General features: G+C 62.6%; 17 protein-coding genes. 2 read left to right on the top strand and 15 right to left on the bottom strand.

Annotated features, from left to right (window positions below; translation table 11 throughout):
* Positions 1 to 61: 61 nt before the first annotated feature.
* Genes C7H85_RS07085 through kynA form a run of 4 tightly spaced genes read right to left on the bottom strand, consistent with a single transcriptional unit; the run spans position 62 to position 4,241 of the window.
* On the bottom strand, positions 62 to 1,462 hold the full coding sequence (locus C7H85_RS07085) for a sodium-dependent transporter (protein WP_106729011.1): 1,401 nt from the start codon (positions 1,460 to 1,462) through the stop codon (positions 62 to 64).
* A gap of 41 nt (positions 1,463 to 1,503) precedes the next feature.
* The gene (gene kynU, locus C7H85_RS07090) at positions 1,504 to 2,742 is read right to left on the bottom strand and encodes a kynureninase (protein ID WP_106729012.1); all 1,239 of its coding nucleotides are present in this window, start codon (positions 2,740 to 2,742) and stop codon (positions 1,504 to 1,506) included.
* On the bottom strand, positions 2,739 to 3,371 hold the full coding sequence (gene kynB, locus C7H85_RS07095; RefSeq protein ID WP_106729013.1) for an arylformamidase: 633 nt from the start codon (positions 3,369 to 3,371) through the stop codon (positions 2,739 to 2,741). The genes kynU and kynB overlap by 4 nt, the downstream gene beginning before the upstream one ends.
* Before the next feature lie 12 nt (positions 3,372 to 3,383).
* Positions 3,384 to 4,241 carry a tryptophan 2,3-dioxygenase gene (gene kynA, locus C7H85_RS07100; protein WP_106729014.1) on the bottom strand — a complete coding sequence of 286 codons (858 nt, stop codon included), beginning with the start codon at positions 4,239 to 4,241 and terminating at the stop codon, positions 3,384 to 3,386.
* Between the two features lie 103 nt (positions 4,242 to 4,344).
* On the opposite strand from kynA, the gene C7H85_RS07105 reads away from it, so the two are divergent.
* Together C7H85_RS07105 and C7H85_RS07110 are read left to right on the top strand one after the other, a co-directional pair.
* The gene (locus C7H85_RS07105; RefSeq protein ID WP_106729015.1) at positions 4,345 to 5,247 is read left to right on the top strand and encodes a LysR family transcriptional regulator; all 903 of its coding nucleotides are present in this window, start codon (positions 4,345 to 4,347) and stop codon (positions 5,245 to 5,247) included.
* Between the two features lie 636 nt (positions 5,248 to 5,883).
* Positions 5,884 to 7,044, top strand: a complete 1,161-nt coding sequence (locus tag C7H85_RS07110; RefSeq protein WP_245879593.1) for a DcaP family trimeric outer membrane transporter — start codon at positions 5,884 to 5,886, stop codon at positions 7,042 to 7,044.
* Between the two features lie 765 nt (positions 7,045 to 7,809).
* On the opposite strand, the gene C7H85_RS07115 is transcribed toward C7H85_RS07110, so the two are convergent.
* From C7H85_RS07115 to dmpG, 11 genes are all read right to left on the bottom strand, one after another.
* Entirely contained in the window at positions 7,810 to 9,480 is a 1,671-nt protein-coding gene (locus C7H85_RS07115) for an amidohydrolase (RefSeq protein ID WP_106729017.1), read from the bottom strand.
* A 202-nt stretch (positions 9,481 to 9,682) separates the two neighbouring features.
* The gene (locus C7H85_RS07120) at positions 9,683 to 10,942 is read right to left on the bottom strand and encodes a TRAP transporter large permease (protein WP_106729018.1); all 1,260 of its coding nucleotides are present in this window, start codon (positions 10,940 to 10,942) and stop codon (positions 9,683 to 9,685) included.
* Positions 10,939 to 11,490, bottom strand: coding sequence for a TRAP transporter small permease (locus C7H85_RS07125; RefSeq protein ID WP_106729019.1), 552 nt, complete (start codon positions 11,488 to 11,490; stop codon positions 10,939 to 10,941). The genes C7H85_RS07120 and C7H85_RS07125 overlap by 4 nt, the downstream gene beginning before the upstream one ends.
* A 59-nt stretch (positions 11,491 to 11,549) precedes the next feature.
* Positions 11,550 to 12,536: a TRAP transporter substrate-binding protein gene (locus tag C7H85_RS07130; protein ID WP_106729020.1), complete on the bottom strand. Its 987-nt coding sequence runs from the start codon at positions 12,534 to 12,536 to the stop codon at positions 11,550 to 11,552.
* Positions 12,537 to 12,622: 86 nt separating this feature from the next.
* Entirely contained in the window at positions 12,623 to 13,408 is a 786-nt protein-coding gene (gene dmpE, locus C7H85_RS07135; protein ID WP_106729021.1) for a 2-oxopent-4-enoate hydratase, read from the bottom strand.
* 9 nt (positions 13,409 to 13,417) lie between these two features.
* Positions 13,418 to 14,878 carry a 2-hydroxymuconic semialdehyde dehydrogenase gene (locus C7H85_RS07140; protein ID WP_106729022.1) on the bottom strand — a complete coding sequence of 487 codons (1,461 nt, stop codon included), beginning with the start codon at positions 14,876 to 14,878 and terminating at the stop codon, positions 13,418 to 13,420.
* A 110-nt stretch (positions 14,879 to 14,988) separates the two neighbouring features.
* Positions 14,989 to 15,912: a catechol 2,3-dioxygenase gene (locus C7H85_RS07145; protein WP_106729023.1), complete on the bottom strand. Its 924-nt coding sequence runs from the start codon at positions 15,910 to 15,912 to the stop codon at positions 14,989 to 14,991.
* A 13-nt stretch (positions 15,913 to 15,925) separates the two neighbouring features.
* Positions 15,926 to 16,261, bottom strand: coding sequence for a 2Fe-2S iron-sulfur cluster-binding protein (locus C7H85_RS07150; protein ID WP_106729024.1), 336 nt, complete (start codon positions 16,259 to 16,261; stop codon positions 15,926 to 15,928).
* 62 nt (positions 16,262 to 16,323) lie between these two features.
* Complete coding sequence (locus C7H85_RS07155; RefSeq protein ID WP_106729025.1) at positions 16,324 to 16,515, bottom strand: 2-hydroxymuconate tautomerase; 192 nt, start codon at positions 16,513 to 16,515, stop codon at positions 16,324 to 16,326.
* Positions 16,516 to 16,572: 57 nt separating this feature from the next.
* A complete protein-coding gene (gene dmpH, locus C7H85_RS07160) occupies positions 16,573 to 17,364 on the bottom strand; it encodes a 2-oxo-3-hexenedioate decarboxylase (RefSeq protein ID WP_106729026.1) in 792 nt (263 codons plus the stop codon).
* A complete protein-coding gene (gene dmpG, locus C7H85_RS07165; RefSeq protein ID WP_106729027.1) occupies positions 17,364 to 18,392 on the bottom strand; it encodes a 4-hydroxy-2-oxovalerate aldolase in 1,029 nt (342 codons plus the stop codon). The genes dmpH and dmpG overlap by 1 nt, the downstream gene beginning before the upstream one ends.
* Positions 18,393 to 18,402 lie beyond the last annotated feature (10 nt).

An 18,402-nucleotide genomic window follows, 5' to 3' on the forward strand; every position in this document is an offset into this window, starting at 1 on the left:
ACCACCCTTAATGCAGGCGTGCCCCCAAAACCATGGCGGCAACCCAGGCCCCCGGAGCGCCTCAGCCAAAGGCGCCGATGGCGTTGAGGAACATCAGCACGATAAACACCGGGCTCAGGTAGCGGATGGTGAAGCGCCACAGCCGGTAGCCCGGGCCCCGGCCCAGTTCCTGCTCGGTGGCGGTGCGGCTCATCACCCAGCCGGCGAACAGGGCGATAAAGAGCCCGGACAACGGCATGATCCAGCTGGAGGTGAGGTAGTCCAGGCCGCCGAAGAAGGTCTTGCCGAACAGGGTGTGTTGCTCCCACAGGTTGAAGGAGAAGACGGTGCCCAGGCTCAGCAGCCACATCAGTACCCCCGAGCCCAGGCAGGCCCGCGCCCGGCTGATGCTGTAGCGCCCGGTCAGCCAGGCCACCGCCGGCTCGATCAGCGAAATGGCCGAGGTCAGCGCCGCCACCGACAGCATCACGAAGAAGAGGGCGCCGAACAGCGCGCCCAGCGGCATCTGGCCGAAGGCGATGGGCAGGGTCACGAACAGCAGCCCGGGGCCGGCGCCCGGCTCCAGGCCGTTGGCGAACACCAGGGGGAAGATCACCATGCCCGCCAAGAGCGCCACCAGGGTGTCCAGCAGGCCGATGGTCAGCGCCGTTTTGGCGATGGACACCTTGCCGGGCAGGTAGGCGCCGTAGGTCATCATGCCTCCCCCGGCCAGGCTCAGGGTGAAGAAGGCGTGGCCCAGGGCCACCAGCACGCTGTTGCCCGAGAGCTTGCCGAAGTCCGGGTTGAACAGGAATGCCAGCCCCTGCATGAAGTGGCCCGTGGTCATGGCGTAGCCCACCAGCACCAGCAGCAACAGGAAGAGCCCGGGCATCATCAGGTTGACCGCCCGCTCCAGCCCCTGCCGGACCCCCAGGGCGACAATCCCCAGGGTCAGTGCCAGCACCAGGCTGCCCCAGAAGATCAGGGTCAGCGGCGATCCCAGCAGGGCACCGAAGTGGGCGCCCACCTGCTCGCCGGAGGCGGCGTTGAAGGTGCCGGCGCCGGTGTCGAAGATATAGGCCACCGCCCAGCCGGCCACCACCACGTAGAAGCTGAGCAGCAAAAAACCGGTGAGCACCCCCACCCAGCCGAGCCAGCGCCAGCGGGGCGACGCCCCCGCCTCCCCGGCCAGGGCGGTCATGGCATGGGGCGGGTTGTGGCGGCCGCGCCGGCCTATCATCACCTCGGCCATCAGCAGCGGGATGCCGATCACCAGGATGCAGGCCAGGTACACCAGCACGAAGGCGGCGCCGCCGTGCTCGCCGGTGATGTAGGGGAATTTCCAGATATTGCCGAGCCCCACCGCCGAGCCGGTGGCGGCCAGCACGAAGGCCATGCGGCCGGACCATTGGGGGCTGGCGGCGGTGGACGCGGCCACCTGGCCCAGGCCGCCGAGCGGCCGGGTCAGACTGTTGTTTTCCATAACGGTGTTCTCCTTGGGGGTAATGAGGTTGGTTGCCGGGCTCAGGTCACCGTGGTCAGTTTGCGGAACTCGGGCTGCTTCCACTCTTCCCGGCGCATCACCTCGGCCAGGGCCTGCACCGTGTCCCACAGATCCACGTAGCGGGTGTAGAGGGGAGTAAAGCCGAAGCGCAGTATGTCGGGGGCGCGGAAATCGCCGATGATGTTGCGGGCGATCAGCGCCTGCATGATGGCGAAGCCCTGCTCATGGGTGAGCGACACCTGGCTGCCGCGCCGTTCGGCGTCCCGCGGCGAGGCAAGCCCGAAACCAAAGTCCCCGCAGTGCGACTCCACCAGCTCGATGAAGATCTCCCCCATCCGGCGGGACTTGGCGCGGATCTGCCCCATGTCGGCGGAAACCATCAGCTCCACCCCCACCTCCAGCACGCTGGTGGCCAGCACCCCGGTGGTGCCGCACAGGCCGCGCCGGATGCCGGCGGCCGGCTCGAACCTGTCCTGCATGGCGAAGGGATTGGCATGGCCGAACCAGCCGCTCAGGGGCTGGCGGAACGCCTCCTGGTGGCGGCGGGCCACGAACAGGAAACCGGGAGCGCCGGGGCCGCCGTTCAGGTACTTGTAGCCGCAGCCCACGGCGAAGTCGGCGCCGGCGCCGTTCAGGTCGACCGGCACGGCGCCGGCACTGTGGCTCAGATCCCACAGCATCAGCGCGCCCACGGCCCGGGCCCGGGCGGTAAGGGCGGCCATGTCGAACATCTCGCCGGACTTGTAGTGCACATGGGTCAGCACCACCAGGGCGGTGTCTTCGTCGATAAGCGTTTCCAGCGCCTCCCGCGGCGCCGTTTCCAGCCGCACGCCGGGCCGGAACCGCTCCAGCCCCTGCAGGATGTAGAGATCCGTGGGGAAGTTGCCGGGTTCGGAGACGATCTTGCCGCGTCCCGGGCGCATCTCCAGCGCCGCCGCTGCCAGCTTGAACAGGTTGACCGAGGTGGAGTCGGCCACCACCACCTCACCCCGGTCGGCACCGATCAGGCGGGCTATCTTGTCCCCCACCCGCTCGGGCAGGCTTATCCAGTCGTGGGTGTTCCAGCTGCGGATAAGGCCCCGGCCCCACTCCTGCTCCACCACCTCGGCGGCACGCCGGCGGGCGGCCCCGGGCAGGGCGCCCAGGGAGTTGCCGTTCAGGTAGATAAGTCCCTCTTCCAGCTCGAACTGCTGCCGGTAAGGGGCCAGGGGATCGTCCCGATCCAACCGGGCCAGGTGATCGCGGGTCAGGGTGGTCATGTATCAATACTCCTCAGTAGGGCGCGCACGGGTGAGGCATCCAGGTGCGCCAGTTTCAGCGGTGGTGCTATCAGTTCGTAATGGCCGGGCTCGATGTCGTCCAGCACCAGCCCTTCCAGGATGGCCATGCGGTGCCGCCAGACCCGCTGGTGGGCGTCCAGGGTCTTGGCGTCCTGGGGGTCCAGCGAGGGGCTGTCGACCCCGATAAGGCGGGTGCCCCGCTCGGCCAGCAGATCGATGGTGGCGGCGGCCACGGCGGTAAAGTCCGCCCGCCATTGCTCATGGGGAAAACGGCCGCAGGTTTTCAGCAGCACCCGCTCCAGCCGCGCCGGCAGCCCGGCGGGCAGATCGCCGGGCTCCACCCGGCCGCGGGCATGGGTCACGTCCAGCACCAGGCAGGGGCCGATATAGGCCTCCAGCGCCACCTCGGCCATGGCCTGGCCCTCGGCGTGGTAATGCAGGGGCGCGTCGGCATGGGTGCCGGTGTGGGTGGACAAGCTAAGCCTCGCCACGTTCACCGGGCAGCCGTTTTCCATCACCCAGCTCGGTTCGGCACCGTAGGGGGTGTCGCCCGGCCACACCGGTATGCCGGCGCGCAGGGTTTGGGAGATGTCCCAAATTCGGCTCATCGGTATTCCTCGTCAGATACTGGTGCGCACCGCCCAGAGTTCGGGGAAGAAGGTCAGGTCCAGCGCCTTCACCAGGTAGGAAACACCGCCCGTGCCGCCGGTGCCCTGCTTGTGACCGATGATGCGTTCCACCGTCTTCATGTGGCTGAAGCGCCATTTCTGGAAGTTGTATTCCATGTCCACCAGCTTCTCGGCCAGCTCGTACAGATCCCAGTGCTGCTCGGTGTGCTGGTAGACCCGGGACCAGGCGGCTTCCACCTCGGCGCAGGCCTGGTAGGGCCGGGACCAGTCCCGCTCCAGGCAGTGGGCGGGCAGCGCGAAACCACGCCGGTGCAGCAATTGCAGGCTGATGTCGTAGATGCTGGGGGCTGCCAGTACGGCGCTCAGGTGCCGGTAATGCTCCGGGTGGGCCCTATGGGCCTCCACCATGCGGGCGTTCTTGTTGCCGAGCAAAAACTCCAGCTCCCGATACTGGTAGGACTGGAAGCCCGAACTCTGCCCCAGGCTGCCGCGAAAGCGGGCATAGTCGGCCGGGGTCATGGTCACCAGCACTTCCCAGGCCTTGATCAACTGCTCCTGGATCCGCGCCACCCGCGACAGCATCTTGAATGCCGGTTGCAGCTGGTCCCGGCGGATATGCTCGGCGGCGGCGTGGGCCTCGTGCAGGCACAGCTTGATCCACAGCTCCGACACCTGGTGGATGACGATAAACAACATCTCGTCGTGCTCGGCGGAGCGGGGCCGCTGGCAATGGAGCAGGGCGTCCAGATCCAGGTACTGGCCGTAGCTGAGGTCCTGTTTCCAGTGCACCCCTTCGTTGTCCAGATCCACCATGCCCTGGCGGGCGGTGATCGATTCCTTGCCGCGCATAACCAACATCCTGTTAACAATTGAAGATAACTTGAGTTTACGCCGCCCCCTGCCTTGGTGTAAATTTCATTAAAATTCACTTTTTAATTAAATAAATTAATATATGAGCGTTCGAGTCAGTACCCGGCATATGCAGATGATGGTGGCCCTGAGCGAGGCCGGCAGCCTGGTGGAGGCCGCCCAGTTGCTGGGCCTGACCCAGTCCGCCCTGAGCCACCGCATCAAGGAGGCGGAGCGGCTGCTCAACACCGAGCTGTTCTACCGCCAGCACAAGAAACTGGTGCCCACCAGCGCCGGCAAGCGGCTGCTGCATTCCTCCCGGCTGGTACTGGCGGAGCTGGAGCGGGCCGAGGCCGACATCAACAAGCTGTCGGTGGGCATAGAGCACGTGGTGCGCCTGGGCAACGAGGCCTACGGCGGCTACCACTGGCTGCCCGCCTGCCTGGCCGCCTTCGCCCGGGAGCAGCCCACCATCAGCGTGGAGATCATCCCCGATGTATCCCTCGATCCTTACGCCGCCCTGCGCACCGGGCGCATCGACCTGGCGCTGACCTCGGGCCAGCCGCCCGAGGGCTTCCAGTGCCGGCGGCTGTTCCGGGACGAAATGCGGCTGGTGCTGCCCGCGGGGCATGAACTGGCCGGAGAAGACTGGGTAAGCGCCGGGCAGGTGGCGGCCCACACCTACGTGACCTACCACACCCAGCCGGGCAAGGGACGGGAATACGAGCAGCTGTTCAGCCACTACCGGCTGTTGCCGGCCCGGGTGATCCGGGCCGGGGTGACCGAGGCGGTGATCGCCCTGGTGAAGGAAGGTTTCGGGCTGACCATCATGCCGGAGTGGGTGCTAACACCCTACCTGGCCCAGGGCGGGCTGAACACGATGCGGGTGACGGAAGAAGGGCTCCACCTGGACTGGCAGCTGCTGTTGCGCAGGGACGAGGCCCCCGACTCCCCCGCCGCCCGCTTCGCCGACTGCCTGACACGGGTGGCGCCAGTCACCCGCTGATCAGAGTGGTATTACCACCTTCCGGGCCAAGGTGGTGAATGTTTTTTAAACAACAGCAATACCTTCATGGCTCGTAGTGGCAGACGGGGCGGCCGACAGCACGTCTCCGCCTTTCCGAGCTACTTACTTCCATGTTATGGAACCATAAAAACTGCATATCATTAACAAGAGAACTGAATATTTCCCCCTGAGTCAACAGATTAGAGTAGCAACCATAACAATCAGGCTCTTGGCTTACCGTATCCCAAGCAAAACGTCCCCTTTGGCGATATGAAAAACCAACCCACACCAAAAAGGATTGTGATGACACACAGCCACTATCTGTAAGTAATGATTTGAAGGTTTACTGTAACGGCCTTACTAAAGCAGGGCTCGTGACTGCCTTATTTCCAATACTTACAAGAAAAGTGTAAGAATAAACTCTGTCGCAATCTTCCTTCAATCGGAAGTTACGCCTGTGCATTACATCATTAAAACCCAAGCACGACCTTGCTTTACGCTGTTTTGTTTGATGCGCAAACCAATATAAAAACATTCATAAAAGATATGGAAGTCCATTGATATTAACAACAACCATGGAGTGAGTTGAACATGAGAAAAAATAAAGTGGCGCTAGCTATGATATTGGCGACAGGAATGCTGAATGCAGGAGTGGCGGCGGCCATGCCGGTGGTGGAAGCGGGCCAGCCCGTCGTCACCGGCGAGCCGAGCCGGGTGGGTCCGCCCTGGAACCACCGCACCACCTTCAATATCCCCGGCACCAAGACCGATATCGCCTTCGGAGGCTACATCAAGCTGGACATGATGTACGATGCCGATTACGACCTGGGTGATGCCACCAGTCCCTTTAATTTGTTGAACCCGGCGGCCAACGCCACTGATGGCCGCACCGACTTTACCGCCTATGAAAGCAGGCTCAATTTCCGTACCCACACCCAGACCGACTACGGCAACCTGAATACTTACCTCGAGGTGCATTTCCTGCCCGATGGCAAGTTGAGCCTGCGTCATGCCTACGGTGAATATGCGGGTTTCCTGGCCGGCCAGACCTGGAGTAACTTCATGGGCTTCGTGGGCGGTACCCGCACCCTGGCGCTGGGCAACCCCATCGGCTATTCCATGGAGCGCCAAGGTCAGCTCCGTTACACCCACAAGCTGGGCGATGGTGCCCTGTCAGTGGCGCTGGAAGATCCGGATACCGTGATTGCTCGCCCCGACCTGGCTATCGCCAGCGAGGAAAGCCGGCTGCCGGACCTGACCCTGCGCTACGAATACCGGCGCCTGCTGTCGCTGTCGGGCGTGGTGCGCGAGCTGTCGACCAACGACAATATCGGCACCCTGGACGACAAGGCCACCGGCTATGGGGTACAGGCCCAGTTCAGCCTGCCACTGCTGGCCAGCACCAAGCTGAACGGCAGCTACACCATCGGCTCGGGCATCGGTAATTATATGGGCAACCCGGGCAATATCGGTCACAAGAATGCCCCCGATGTTTATGTGCGCAACGGCAGCTTGGAAACCGTTGATATTCAGGGTGGTGGTGTTTCTTTAAACCACAATTGGAATCCCAAGTGGTTCAGTTCCGTCGGTTATTCCAGGCTGGAACAGGATCTACCTAAAAACAGCGGCTATGATGCTCACTTCGATAAAGTGGATTATGCCTTCGCCAACATTATATGGGATGTAACTGACAGGCTGATGGTCGGTGCAGAATATCAACTTATCGATCTTGAGACCATAGGTAATGACAAGCGGGACGCCGGCCGCCTACAATTGAGCGCCCAGTATCAGTTCTAAATAACGCCCACACCTACTGTTATTTATTACCTTGCCCGCCGGTGATTACCGGCGGGCTTTTTTATTCTTCACACTTTGGCTGAAAGCTGCATTTATCTTCAGGAAGGATAAGTCAGAAGAAAAACAATCCCTCTGCCGCTGTGTTTAAAAAGACGGCACTCAAGCCGGTAGTCGAGTCTGAACAGACAGTCATCCAAGCAGCCGCGCGGAAAGGAGTCAACGCCAACAGGTTACCGCCAGGTATCACCATCGGCGGGGCACTGAACGGTTGCAACGTTGATGAGCAGCACCTGCAAAGGAATAGAAACAGTTGCTGCGTGAGAATGCTTGTCTGAGAGAAGCGTGTGAACGGCCGTCCAGTCAGCGACAGCAGAAGACAAAGCGTTGCAGGCCCGGATACGTGAGCACCGGCCAACAGCCGGCTGAGCGAGGGCACATGGCGCATTCAGAGACCGCTGATCAGAAATGATAAAGCCGCCACCGGCTTGCCCGACTGATGCAGGAGGAAGGACTGGAATGCAAAACGCCAGGATCCGGGAAAATCCGGATGCACATTCAACCAAAGAAACATTGTGCCCGGTGGCAACATCTGGGCTGATTGAGATCTGACAGACCCGGACAGAGAAGTCGGTAACTGTCAGATCGGGTCTGAATTACTACAACTCGGTCCCTTGGATGTCGGTGTGTTTTGTTTGGCGACCGAACAGATCGCACACACGGGACTGAGCTTCCTGCTGTCACTGATCTACTATACGGAACAGCTATCTAGGGATGGTGGACTACCTTTCCGGATAAGATAGTCCATTCGGCAGATATTTCCCGGATTTTTTCAGGCTCTACCGTCAAAGGGTCATTCGAAAGAATAACCATATCCGCATATTTTCCAGCAGTGAGCGAGCCGATGCTATCTTCCATTCCTAGCCCGTACGCCGCCCAAATAGTATGCATTTTTAATGCTTCCAACGGAGTAACGGCTTCTGCTATTCCGAGAATACCTGCCGCCGCAGTTTGGCGCGTCACTTCCACCCACATCGCAAGAAAAGGGTCGTAGGGTGCCACGGGAGCGTCACTGCCGCCGGCAGGATACAATCCGGCATCTATATAGGTGCGGTTGGGAATGGAACTATTGGCACGCTGTTCCCCCCAGAACTCAACCCAGCCGGCCCCCAGAGTATAGTTGTGAGGTGCCTGAGTATGCGGCACTATGCCTAGCTGTTTCATCAGCCCAAGATCATCTGGGCTCGGAAGATAGGGATGTTCCAGCCCCCAACGGAGAGCGCCAATCGGACAATGCTGATCCAGTTCACGCCATACCTGCAATACGTTGGCAATCGCCTGATCGCCGATCGCATGTACGGAGAGACGCCAGCCATTCTCACAGGCATACTCCGAGAGCGCCCGGATTTTGGTCAGAGGAGTCACCTCGATCCCTTTAAAGCCGGGGATATTGGCAAAATCGGTTTTCAGCAAGGAAGTTTCGACACCGCCGTCGTAGGTCACTTTCAAGCCGCCGATACGCAACATATCATTACCCTGGCCCTGCTCCAGAGCATTACCCTGCAGCATGGCTATATCACTTTGCAGTGGTGCCCTTGGACTAATCTCCATCATCAGCACGCCCCGCAAACCAGTCTGCTCCTCTTGCGCCATAGCACGCCAGACCTTTACTAACTCGGGACTGACATGCTGTGAACGAACAGTGGTGACGCCCTTATTTCCAAGTGCTGTCATGGCAACTCGCAGCTGTTCACGCAACTCTGCCTCATCTGCTTGCGGGAGCAAACCCGCAATTTCCTTCACCTTGCCAAAGCTTTGGATCCAGCCGCTGAAGCGACCGTCCACCCCCCGGTCGTACTTGCCACCGGCAGGATCCGGATCCTGCTCGCCAATACCGGCCATATCCATGGCGGCACTATTGATCACGGCATTAATGCCGCCGCGCTGCAGAAACACGGGATTATTAGGCGCGGCTGCATCGAGTTCCTTGCGGGTGGGAAAACGACGCTCCAGCAACTGGCTTTCATGCCAGTCGGTCGCTCCGACAATCCAAGCACCATCCGGGAGCCTGTCTGCGGCTTGAGAAATCCGCTCGAGCAACTGCCGGAGTTCAGTCACATCATTGGTCTGTATTTTCTGGATGTTGGCGCCGACCTCATCAAGATGAATATGGGTATCTATGAGACCGGGGATCACCGCTTTACCGCCGGCATCAATCTGCCGGGTATCCGGCCCCGCCAGAGCAAGGATATCCTGGTTGCTGCCGACGGCCAGGATCCGCTCTCCCGACACGGCCACGGCTTGTGCAGGCTCATCTGCGGTATCCATACTGTGAATAACCCCATTGTGCACGATTAAATCGACTTGTTCGGAGGCTACAGTCATCTCAGGCCCTCCGAGACCCAATGCAACACCAAGAATCAACGTTAATGTTTTCATTTAACTTCCTTATAAATGTCAAAACCACCTGTCAGTGCTTTATCCGATCCTGCTCATGGCAACATGATCAACGACACCAGGATGGTTACCGTCATCTCCGGCCCTCTAAAGCCCATCACAACACCGAAAATCAACGCTTATGTTTTCATTTAGCTTCCTTCTATATGTCAACAACGTCTGTCGATGCCTTATCCTCCCACCATCACAACAACATGGTCACCAGGCTGCCTTTCCAGCTCAGCAGCACCAGGGTCACCAGGGTCGCCAGCAGGAAAGGCAGCAGGGCGCGGAAGATGCTCAGGGGGGAGGATCCGGTCATGGAGGAGGCGATAAAGAGCCCGGCGCCCACCGGCGGGGTCAGCAGGCCCATCACCAGGGTCAGGCACACCACCACCCCGAACTGATAGGGACTGATACCGAACTGCAGTTGGGCGATGGGCAGCAGTATGGGCACCACCAGGATCAGGGCGGCAATGCCGTCAAGCACCATGCCCACCAGCAGCAGTATGCCCACCACCATCAGCAGGAACACGAAGGGATCCGAGGTTTGCCCGGCAATCCAGGCGGCGGCGTTCTGGGGAATTTCCTCGAACACGATCACCCAGCCAAACACCCCGGCGGCCGCGATCAGCAGGATCACCATGCCGGAGTTGATGGCGGTGCGCCGGAGGATGCCGAACAGATGGGAGAACTGCAGATCCTTGTACACAAACTTGCCGATCAGCAGGGCCCCCAGCGACGCCAGCGCCGCCGACTCGGTCGGGGTGGCCAGGCCGGTAAGGATGCCGCCGATGATCAGCACCGGGATCAATCCCGCCGGCAGTCCCATCAGCAGATATTCCAGGGCCTGCTCGCGGCTGGGCCACTCCCCTTTCGGGTACAGGTGAACCAGCCCCATCAGGCTGATGACCAGAAAGAACAAGAACGACATGATCAGTCCGGGGATGATGCCGGCGATAAACATCTCGGCGATGGGCACCTGGGCCAGCACCCCAAACAACACGAACAGCATGGAGGGGGGAATAATGGGCGACAACAAGCCACCGGCGGCGGTAATGGCCGCCGAAAAGGGCTTGTCGTAGCCTTCCTTCTCCATCGCCGGCACCATGGCCCGGGACATGATGGCGATCTGCGAGGCCGCCGAGCCCATAATGGCGGCCATCATCATGTTGGCCACCAGGTTGATGTAGGCCAGCCCGCCCCGGAAACCGCCCACCAGGATCCGCGCCAGGTTGATCAGTCGTTTGGTCAGGCCGCCTTCGTTCATCAGCTCGCCGGCCAGCATAAAGAGGGGGATGGCCAGCAGGCCGTAACTTTCGATGGCCCCGAACAGCTGCTGGGGATAAGACTCGAACAGCACGGTATTGCCGGAGGAGCCGATATACCAGATGGCGGTGAGCGCCAATACCAGCGCGATGGGCACGGCGGTAAACAGCAGTACCAGGAATACAACCAGGGTCATGTGGGCTCTCCCGTCATCTTCTGTTGTGAGCCGCTCAGGCTGTCAAGCAGGTTGAGCAGGGCATGAATTCCCAGGGACAGGGAGAACACCGGCAGCACCAGCCAGACCCAGAACTTTTTGATGCCCAGGGTGTTGGTGTTTTCCGAATACATAAAATTGAAGGTTTCCGACTGAAAAGCCTGGAAATCAAACCCCGCCTGCATCAGGGCCAGGGGACTGTACCAACGCCAGCACAGCACGAAGAGGATCAGGGCAAAGCCCAGTATCATCACATCACTGAACACCGTCAGCCAGCGCCGCAGGGCGACCGGCAGCAGGTCGGTGAGGATGGTAACGGAAACACCCCGGCGCTTTTTCAAGACCGCCGAGGTGCTGATAAAGGTCATCCATACCATGCAATAAATGGCCAGCTCGTCCACCCAGTAAATCGCCTGCCCCATGGCCCGGGTGACGATATTGAGCAGCACCAGCAAGGTGACGGCCCCGGCCAGCAAGGCCGCAACCGTCATTTCCGCCGACGCTACCCTATCCGATATGCGCTTAAGCATTACTCCACTCTCCCCGGCCCCGGCATGGCATGCCGGGGCTCTCCTTGTTACGAATCGGCTCAGCTACCCTTGATATCCTGGGCAGCCTGGCGCAGTCCATCCAGCGCCTTGGCTTTCTTGGACCAGGTGGCTTCCCAACGCTGAATGGCGTCGGTAAAGGTGGCGCGATCCGCTTCGACGATCTGGATGTTCAGATCACGCAGCTGCTGCTCCTGATCCCGCTCCTGTTGCTGGAACTGATCGATCACCTTGTCCAGCTGGGCCTTCATCAGGTTCTGGATCAGCGCCTTGTCGTCATCGCTCAGCTCGCGCCACACCCGGCCGGACACCACGCCCACCATGGGGAACATCATGTGGTTGGACATCAGCAGGTGGTTGGCCCGCTCGTAGAATTTCAGCACCAGGATGGAGTCGAAATCCATGTCAATGGCGTCGACCTGACCGTTGGCCAGGGCGTCGTACACGCCGGGCAGGGGCAGCGGGGTGGGCGCCGATCCCAGGGCGGTATAGAAGTCGCGGATGGGCTCGAAGGGGGTGATGCGCAGCTTCTTGCCCTGCAGATCCTCGGGGCCTTCCACCTGGGCCCGGCTCAGTACCTGGCGCATACCGGCCATGCCGTAACCGATGCCCACCACGCCGACGCTGCCGGGCAGTTGATCCAGCAGTTGGGTGGCGGCGTCGGAACGCAACAGGGCGGCGGCCTGAGCGATGTCATCCACCAGGTAGGGGGCATAGAGGGCGCCGAAGTCGGGTACCCGGTTGGAGATTTCGGCGATGGTCAGAAAGGCCATGTCCAGGGCGCCGGTTTGCAGCTGTTGCACCATCTGGGCTTCGTTGCCCAGTTGCTGGGAGGGAAACACCGCTACCCGGTGCTGGCCGTGGGACTGATCGCGCAGTTCCTGGGCGAAGTCGGTGGCGGCCTGGGTCCAGAGGTGGGCCGGCGGGGTAATCAGCCCCAGGCGGAAATCCCGGGCCTGGGCACTGAGGGAACCGAGCGCCAGGGAGGCGGCCGCTACCAGGGTGAGGGCTGTTTTGAATTTGGTCATGTTCAACTCCATTAAGATGTTATTCAGTCCGTTTATGACTCACAGTTGCTTCTTCAGGGGCCGGACTTGCCGGCCCCACGAGGAACTCAGCTAAAGCGCACCGAGGCGCTGCCGATGCCGCCGACGGACACCGTCAGGTAGTCCCCCGCCTTGACCGGCTCCAGCGGCACCAGCGCGCCGGACAGGATCACCTCCCCCGCCTTCAGGCCGATGCCGCGCTTCCCCAGGGTGTTGGCCAGCCAGGCCACGCAGTTCACCGGGCTGCCCAGGGCCGCCGCCCCGGCGCCGGTGCTGATGATGGCGCCGTTCTTTTCCACCACCATGCCGCAGCTGGCCAGGTCGAGCTTGCGCGGGCTCACCGCGGTGTCGCCCAGCACGAACACCCCGCAGGAGGCGTTGTCGGCGATGGTGTCCTGGATTTTTATCTGCCAGTTCTCGATACGCGAATCCACCACCTCGAAGCAGGGCAGCACACACTCGGTGGCGGCCAGCACGTCGGCGGCGGTCACCCCCGGCCCCATCAGGTCGCGCTTGAGGATAAAGGCGATTTCGCCCTCGGCCCGGGGCTGGATAAGCTGCTCGCCAATGGGCACCTCCTGGCCCTGGCTGTACACCATGGCGTCGGTGAGGAAGCCGAAGTCCGGCTGATCCACCTTGAGCATGGTCTGTACCGCCCGGGAGGTGAGCCCGATTTTCTTGCCGATGACCCGCTCGCCGTCGGCCAGGCGGCGGTCGAGCAGGTGCAGCGAGATGTGATAGGCATCGTCGATGCTGATGTCGGCAGCGCGGTCGGTGAGCGGCGCCAGGGTCTCGCGCTGGCGCAGGGCCCGGTAGAGCTCGTCGCCGTGGTGGATAATCTGTTCCTGGTTCATGGTCTGTCCTTACAACTTGATACAGATGTTCTTCAGCTCGGTGTAGAACTCCAGGCCGTGCACCCCGCCTTCCCGGCCGATGCCGGACTGCTTGGCGCCGCCGAAGGCGGTGCGCAGGTCACGCAGGAACCAGCTGTTCACCCACACGATGCCCGCTTCCATCTGCTCCGCCACCCGTACCGCCCGGCTGCTGCTCTCGGTCCAGATGGCCGCCGCCAGGCCGTAGTCGGTGTCGTTGGCCAGACGGATGACTTCCTCTTCGCTGTCGAACGGCCGAATATGGCAGCAGGGCCCGAAGATTTCCTCGCGGATAACCCGGGCGTCGTCGCTCAGGCCGGTCCAGATGGTCGGCTCGACCCAGGCGCCGTCATTCAGCTCGGCCCCCATGTCCGGGATGCCGCCGCCAATTTCCACGGTGGCACCCTCTTCCACCGCCAAGCGGTAGTAGGACAGCACCTTGTCCCGGTGCTCCTGGCTCACCAGCGGGCCGAAGTTGGCCTGCGGGTCTTGCGGCCGGCCCAGCTTGAGCTTGGCCACTTCCTCTTTCATGCGGGCCAGGAAAGCGTCGAAAATAGGGCGCTCCACGTACACCCGCTCGGTGCCCAGGCACACCTGGCCGCAGTTGACGAAGGCCGAGCGCATGGTGCCTTCCACCGCCTTCTCCAGGTCGCAGTCGGCAAACACGATGCCGGGGTTCTTGCCGCCACACTCCAGCGAGATATTGCGCAGGCCCACGGCGGCGGCCTTCATGATGGCCTCGCCGGTGCGGGTCTCGCCGGTGAAGGTGATGGCGTCCACCAGCGGGTGGCTGGTGAGGAACTCGCCGGCGGAGTCGGGGCCGAAGCCGTGCACCACGTTGAACACCCCGGGCGGCACGCCGCACTCGTTCATCACCTCACCCAGCAGGGTGGTGGTGGCGGGGGTTTCTTCCGAGGGCTTGACCACCACGGTGTTGCCGCAGGCCAGGGCCGGGCCCACCTTCCAGGTCATCAGCAGCAGCGGCAGGTTCCAGGGAGCGATAACCGCGATGACGCCCTTGGGCGTGCGGTGGCCGACGTTGAGCGCGCCCTTGCCGTCCGGGGTGTCCAGGCGGAAGCCCTCGGTGGGGTGGTTGGCCAGGGTCTCGGCAAAGGCGGTGAAGTTGGCGGCGCCGCGCGGGATGTCGATGTGGCTGGCGATGCTGTAGGGCTTGCCGGTGTCGCGGCACTCGGCCTCGAGGAATTCGTCGAAGCGCTCGTTGATGCGGTCGGCGACCTTGTGCAGCAGGGCGGTGCGCTGGGCCTGGGTGAGTTGGCCCCAGGGGCCCTTGAGCGCGGCCTTGGCGGCCTTGACGGCGGCGTCGACCTCGTCGCGGCCGGCTTCGTGCACCTGGCCGATGAGGCGGTTGTCCACCGGGCAGCGGTTGTCGAAGGTCTTGCCGCTGCGGGAGGCGACGTACTCGCCGTTAATAAAATGCTTGAATTCAGTCATGGCATTGCTCTCGTCATGGGTCGCCCCGGCGCCCGGGGCCTGGACTCCCGCCTGCGCGGGAGTGACGGTGTTGATTTCCAGCTTCCAGCTTCCGGCTTCCAGCTTCTCGCTCAGGTCAGCACGGTCAGGAAGCGTTCGTTCAGCTGGCGGTCGTGGTAGAAGATGGCCTTGCCCAGCTTGTCCGCGTCCCAGGTGATGGGCGGGTGGTCCGGGTAGAAGGCATCGCCGCCACAGAACACCTCGTTGCGGTTGCCCGACGGGTCGAAGAAGTAGATGGTCTGGCCGTGGGTGATGCCGTGGCGGGTCGGGCCGATGTCGATGGAGGTGTTGGTCATCGAAATCAGGTCGCCGGCGCGCAGCACGTCTTCCCAGGTTTCCAGGAAGAAGGAAGCATGGTGGAACTTGTTCTTCTCCGCGTGCTTGATAAAGGCCACGTCGTGGGATTTCATCGACACGGTGAGGAACTGGGCCACCCGCTCGCCGTCCGGGGTCAGCACCTGCTCGCACAGGTCGAAGCCGAGCACCTCGTGGAACAGCTTGTAAGTGCCGTCCAGGTCGTCGCCGTACAGCAGGCAGTGGTCGAAGCGCTGGGCTTTCATGCCCTGGAGGTCGCGCGGCCAGGCTTCCGGGTTGTGGTTGCCGATGCCGTAGCGGCCGGGCTGGGCCTTGGTGGCGAACAACTCGAAGTGGTGGCCGGTGGGGGCGACGAAGCGCAGCCGGCGGCCGCAGCCCTTGAGCTCGCCGGCCGGGATGTCCTCCACCACCACGCCGTAGGCGAGCAGGTCCTGGTGCAGTTTGTCGAGGGTGGCCTCGTCCAGCACCTTGAACGCCATAAAGTCCATGCCGGGCTCGTCGGCCTCGCGCAGCACCACCGAGAACTGGTCCACTTCGGTCCAGCCCTTGAGGTACACCCGGCCCTGGTCGTCCCGGTCGGTTTCAATCAGGCCGAGCAGGTCCCGGTAGTGGGCCAGGGCGTCGTTCATGTTCATCACGCGCAGCTGCACGTGGCCGGGGCGGATTACACCTTTTTTCATCGTCCTTACTCCTTTATCCATGTCCGTTGCAAAGCCGGGCCGCCGGTGTCTCCGGGCAGGGGGTGGCCAGCTCGATATCCAGGTCACCCTCGGGCAGCACCTTGCAGGCCAGGGCATAGCCCAGTTGTGCCTGCCCGGGGCCGACATGACGGCGACTCATGCACTGCCGTTGGTAGGGGCCCTGCAGGATGCGCACCCGGCACAGGCCGCAACCGCCGCCTCGGCAGCCCACCGGCACCGGCCGCGTGAGCCCGGCCTCGGCCCCGGCGAGCAGGGTTTGCCCGGCCTGGACCGGGAACCGTTCGCTGGCCTGGTCCGGGTGGTGCAGGGTAATGGTGTAGTGGGGCATCCTGGCCTCCTGTTGTGTGCTTGCTATCGGGCTCGTAGTCAGTGTCCGGGGGACAATCGCGGCTAACGCCCCAACTTCTTGGCCGACTGGCCGCCGATGCCGAAGTGTTGCGGGGGCAGCTCGTTAATCAGCACCCGCACCGACTCCCGCGGCGCGTCCAGCGCCCGCACCAGGGCGGCGGTCACTTCCTCGATGACCGCTTCCTTCTGGGCGTCGTTGCGCCCTTCCATCATGTTCACCAGTACTATCGGCATGGCGGCGTGTCCTTCTGTAGCTCTGTCGGTTGTCGTTCTGTCGTTCTGTCGTGCGGGTTACACCACCCGCCCGCTGAGGCTGCCCAGCCCCTGGTAATGCACCACGAAGCTGTCGCCCTTCTGCACCGGCACCGCCGCGGTGATGGCGCCAATCATGATGAAGCTGCCCGCCGGAATGACCTCGCCGCGCTCGGCCAGCATGTTCGCCAGCATCGCCACCGAGGCCGCCGGGTGACCCAGCACCGCCGCGCCCGCGCCGGTCTGCACCACTTCGCCGTTGATTTCCATCACCACGCCCAGGGTCTTCAGGTCCAGCTCGCTCGCCTCGGCCATGCGCCCGCCGGTGATAAAACGGCTGGAGCTGGAGTTGTCGGCAATCACGCTCTTCAGGTCGAACTTGAAGTCCTTGTAGCGGGAGTCGATGACCTCCACCGCCGGCAGCACGAAGTCGGTGGCACGCAGCACGTCACCGATGTGGCAACCCGGGCCCTTCAGCTCTTCCTTGGTGACGAACGCCAGCTCGGCTTCAATCTTGGGGTGGATAAGCTCATCGAACTTGATGTCGCCACCGTCCGGCACGCTGAAGTAGTCGGCCAGGAAGCCGTAGCAGGGATGCTCCACCCCCATCTGCGCCATCTTGGCCCAGGAGGTCAGGCCCATCTTCATGCCCACTATCTTGGTGCCCCGGGCCTCCTTGCGACGGCGGATTTCCCACTGGATGTCGAACGCATCCTGGTAGCTCATCTCGGGGTAGTCGTCGGTGATTTTGGTCACCTCATAAGCCTCGAGCTCGGCGGTTTCCAGGTGCTCGGCCAGGTGTTCAATCTGTGCTTGGGTCAGCTTGCTCATCACTTCAGTCCTTGTTGTTTGGCCAGGGTCAGGGCCAGATCTTCAATCATGTCTTCCTGGCCGCCGACGGTACCGCGACGACCCAGCTCCACCAGGATGTCCCGGGCGGACACGCCGTACTTGGCCTCGGCGCGCTGGGCGAAGAGCAGGAAGGAGGAGTACACCCCGGCGTAGCCCAGGGTCAGCGCATCCCGGTCGACGCGGATGGGCTGGTCCATCATCGGCACCACCCGGTCCTCGGCCACGTCCATAATCCGGTACAGGTCGATGCCGGTGTCGGCACCCAGCCGGTCGAGCACCGCGCACAGCACTTCCAGCGGGGTGTTGCCGGCACCGGCGCCCAGGCCCGCCACCGAGCCGTCGATGCGCACCGCACCGGCCTCGATGGCCGCCAGCGAGTTGGCCACCGCCATGCCCATGTTGTGGTGGCCGTGGAAACCGAGCTCCACCGTGGCCGGCAGCTCGGCGCGCAGCAGCCCCAGGCGGGCGGTCACGTCATCGGGCAGCATGTAGCCGGCGGAGTCGGTGACGTAGATGCAGTTGGCACCGTAGTCCACCATCAGCCGGGCCTGCTCCAGGATCTTCTCCGGACTGGCCATGTGCGCCATCATCAAAAAGCCGACGGTGTCCATGCCCAGCTTGGCCGCCAGGCCGATGTGCTGTTGGGACACGTCCGCCTCGGTGCAGTGGGTGGCCACCCGGATGGTGCTCACGCCGAGGTCCCGCGCCATGCGCAGGTGGTCGACGGTGCCGATGCCGGGCAGCAGCAGCGCCGACACCCTGGCCAGCTTCATCCGCGGCACCACCGCCTTGAGGTAGTCCTCGTCGGTATGGGCGGGGAAGCCGTAGTTGACCGAGGCGCCGCCCAGGCCGTCGCCGTGGGTCACTTCAATCAGCGGCATGCCGGCCTGGTCCAGGCCGGTGGCGATGGCCACCATCTGCTCGAGGGAAATCTGGTGGCGCTTGGCGTGCATGCCGTCGCGCAGGCTCATGTCGTGCAGCACGACCTTCTTGTTGTTCAGGTTCATCTCGCTTGTC

The organism is Zobellella endophytica (assembly GCF_003012775.1).
GTDB lineage: Bacteria > Pseudomonadota > Gammaproteobacteria > Enterobacterales > Aeromonadaceae > Oceanimonas > Oceanimonas endophytica.

What these genes read in the sequence shown, in the direction of transcription:
- kynA (WP_106729014.1), bottom strand. Translation starts at nt 4,241, where the DNA reads ATGCGCGGCAAGGAATCGATCACCGCCCGCCAGGGCATGGTGGATCTG.
- C7H85_RS07105 (WP_106729015.1), top strand. Translation starts at nt 4,345, where the DNA reads ATGAGCGTTCGAGTCAGTACCCGGCATATGCAGATGATGGTGGCCCTG.
- C7H85_RS07120 (WP_106729018.1), bottom strand. Translation starts at nt 10,942, where the DNA reads ATGACCCTGGTTGTATTCCTGGTACTGCTGTTTACCGCCGTGCCCATC.
- C7H85_RS07145 (WP_106729023.1), bottom strand. Translation starts at nt 15,912, where the DNA reads ATGAAAAAAGGTGTAATCCGCCCCGGCCACGTGCAGCTGCGCGTGATG.
- C7H85_RS07150 (WP_106729024.1), bottom strand. Translation starts at nt 16,261, where the DNA reads ATGCCCCACTACACCATTACCCTGCACCACCCGGACCAGGCCAGCGAA.
- kynU (WP_106729012.1), bottom strand. Translation starts at nt 2,742, where the DNA reads ATGACCACCCTGACCCGCGATCACCTGGCCCGGTTGGATCGGGACGAT.
- C7H85_RS07155 (WP_106729025.1), bottom strand. Translation starts at nt 16,515, where the DNA reads ATGCCGATAGTACTGGTGAACATGATGGAAGGGCGCAACGACGCCCAG.
- kynB (WP_106729013.1), bottom strand. Translation starts at nt 3,371, where the DNA reads ATGAGCCGAATTTGGGACATCTCCCAAACCCTGCGCGCCGGCATACCG.
- C7H85_RS07140 (WP_106729022.1), bottom strand. Translation starts at nt 14,878, where the DNA reads ATGACTGAATTCAAGCATTTTATTAACGGCGAGTACGTCGCCTCCCGC.
- dmpG (WP_106729027.1), bottom strand. Translation starts at nt 18,392, where the DNA reads ATGAACCTGAACAACAAGAAGGTCGTGCTGCACGACATGAGCCTGCGC.
- C7H85_RS07115 (WP_106729017.1), bottom strand. Translation starts at nt 9,480, where the DNA reads ATGAAAACATTAACGTTGATTCTTGGTGTTGCATTGGGTCTCGGAGGG.
- C7H85_RS07130 (WP_106729020.1), bottom strand. Translation starts at nt 12,536, where the DNA reads ATGACCAAATTCAAAACAGCCCTCACCCTGGTAGCGGCCGCCTCCCTG.
- C7H85_RS07085 (WP_106729011.1), bottom strand. Translation starts at nt 1,462, where the DNA reads ATGGAAAACAACAGTCTGACCCGGCCGCTCGGCGGCCTGGGCCAGGTG.
- C7H85_RS07125 (WP_106729019.1), bottom strand. Translation starts at nt 11,490, where the DNA reads ATGCTTAAGCGCATATCGGATAGGGTAGCGTCGGCGGAAATGACGGTT.
- C7H85_RS07110 (WP_245879593.1), top strand. Translation starts at nt 5,884, where the DNA reads ATGCTGAATGCAGGAGTGGCGGCGGCCATGCCGGTGGTGGAAGCGGGC.
- dmpH (WP_106729026.1), bottom strand. Translation starts at nt 17,364, where the DNA reads ATGAGCAAGCTGACCCAAGCACAGATTGAACACCTGGCCGAGCACCTG.
- dmpE (WP_106729021.1), bottom strand. Translation starts at nt 13,408, where the DNA reads ATGAACCAGGAACAGATTATCCACCACGGCGACGAGCTCTACCGGGCC.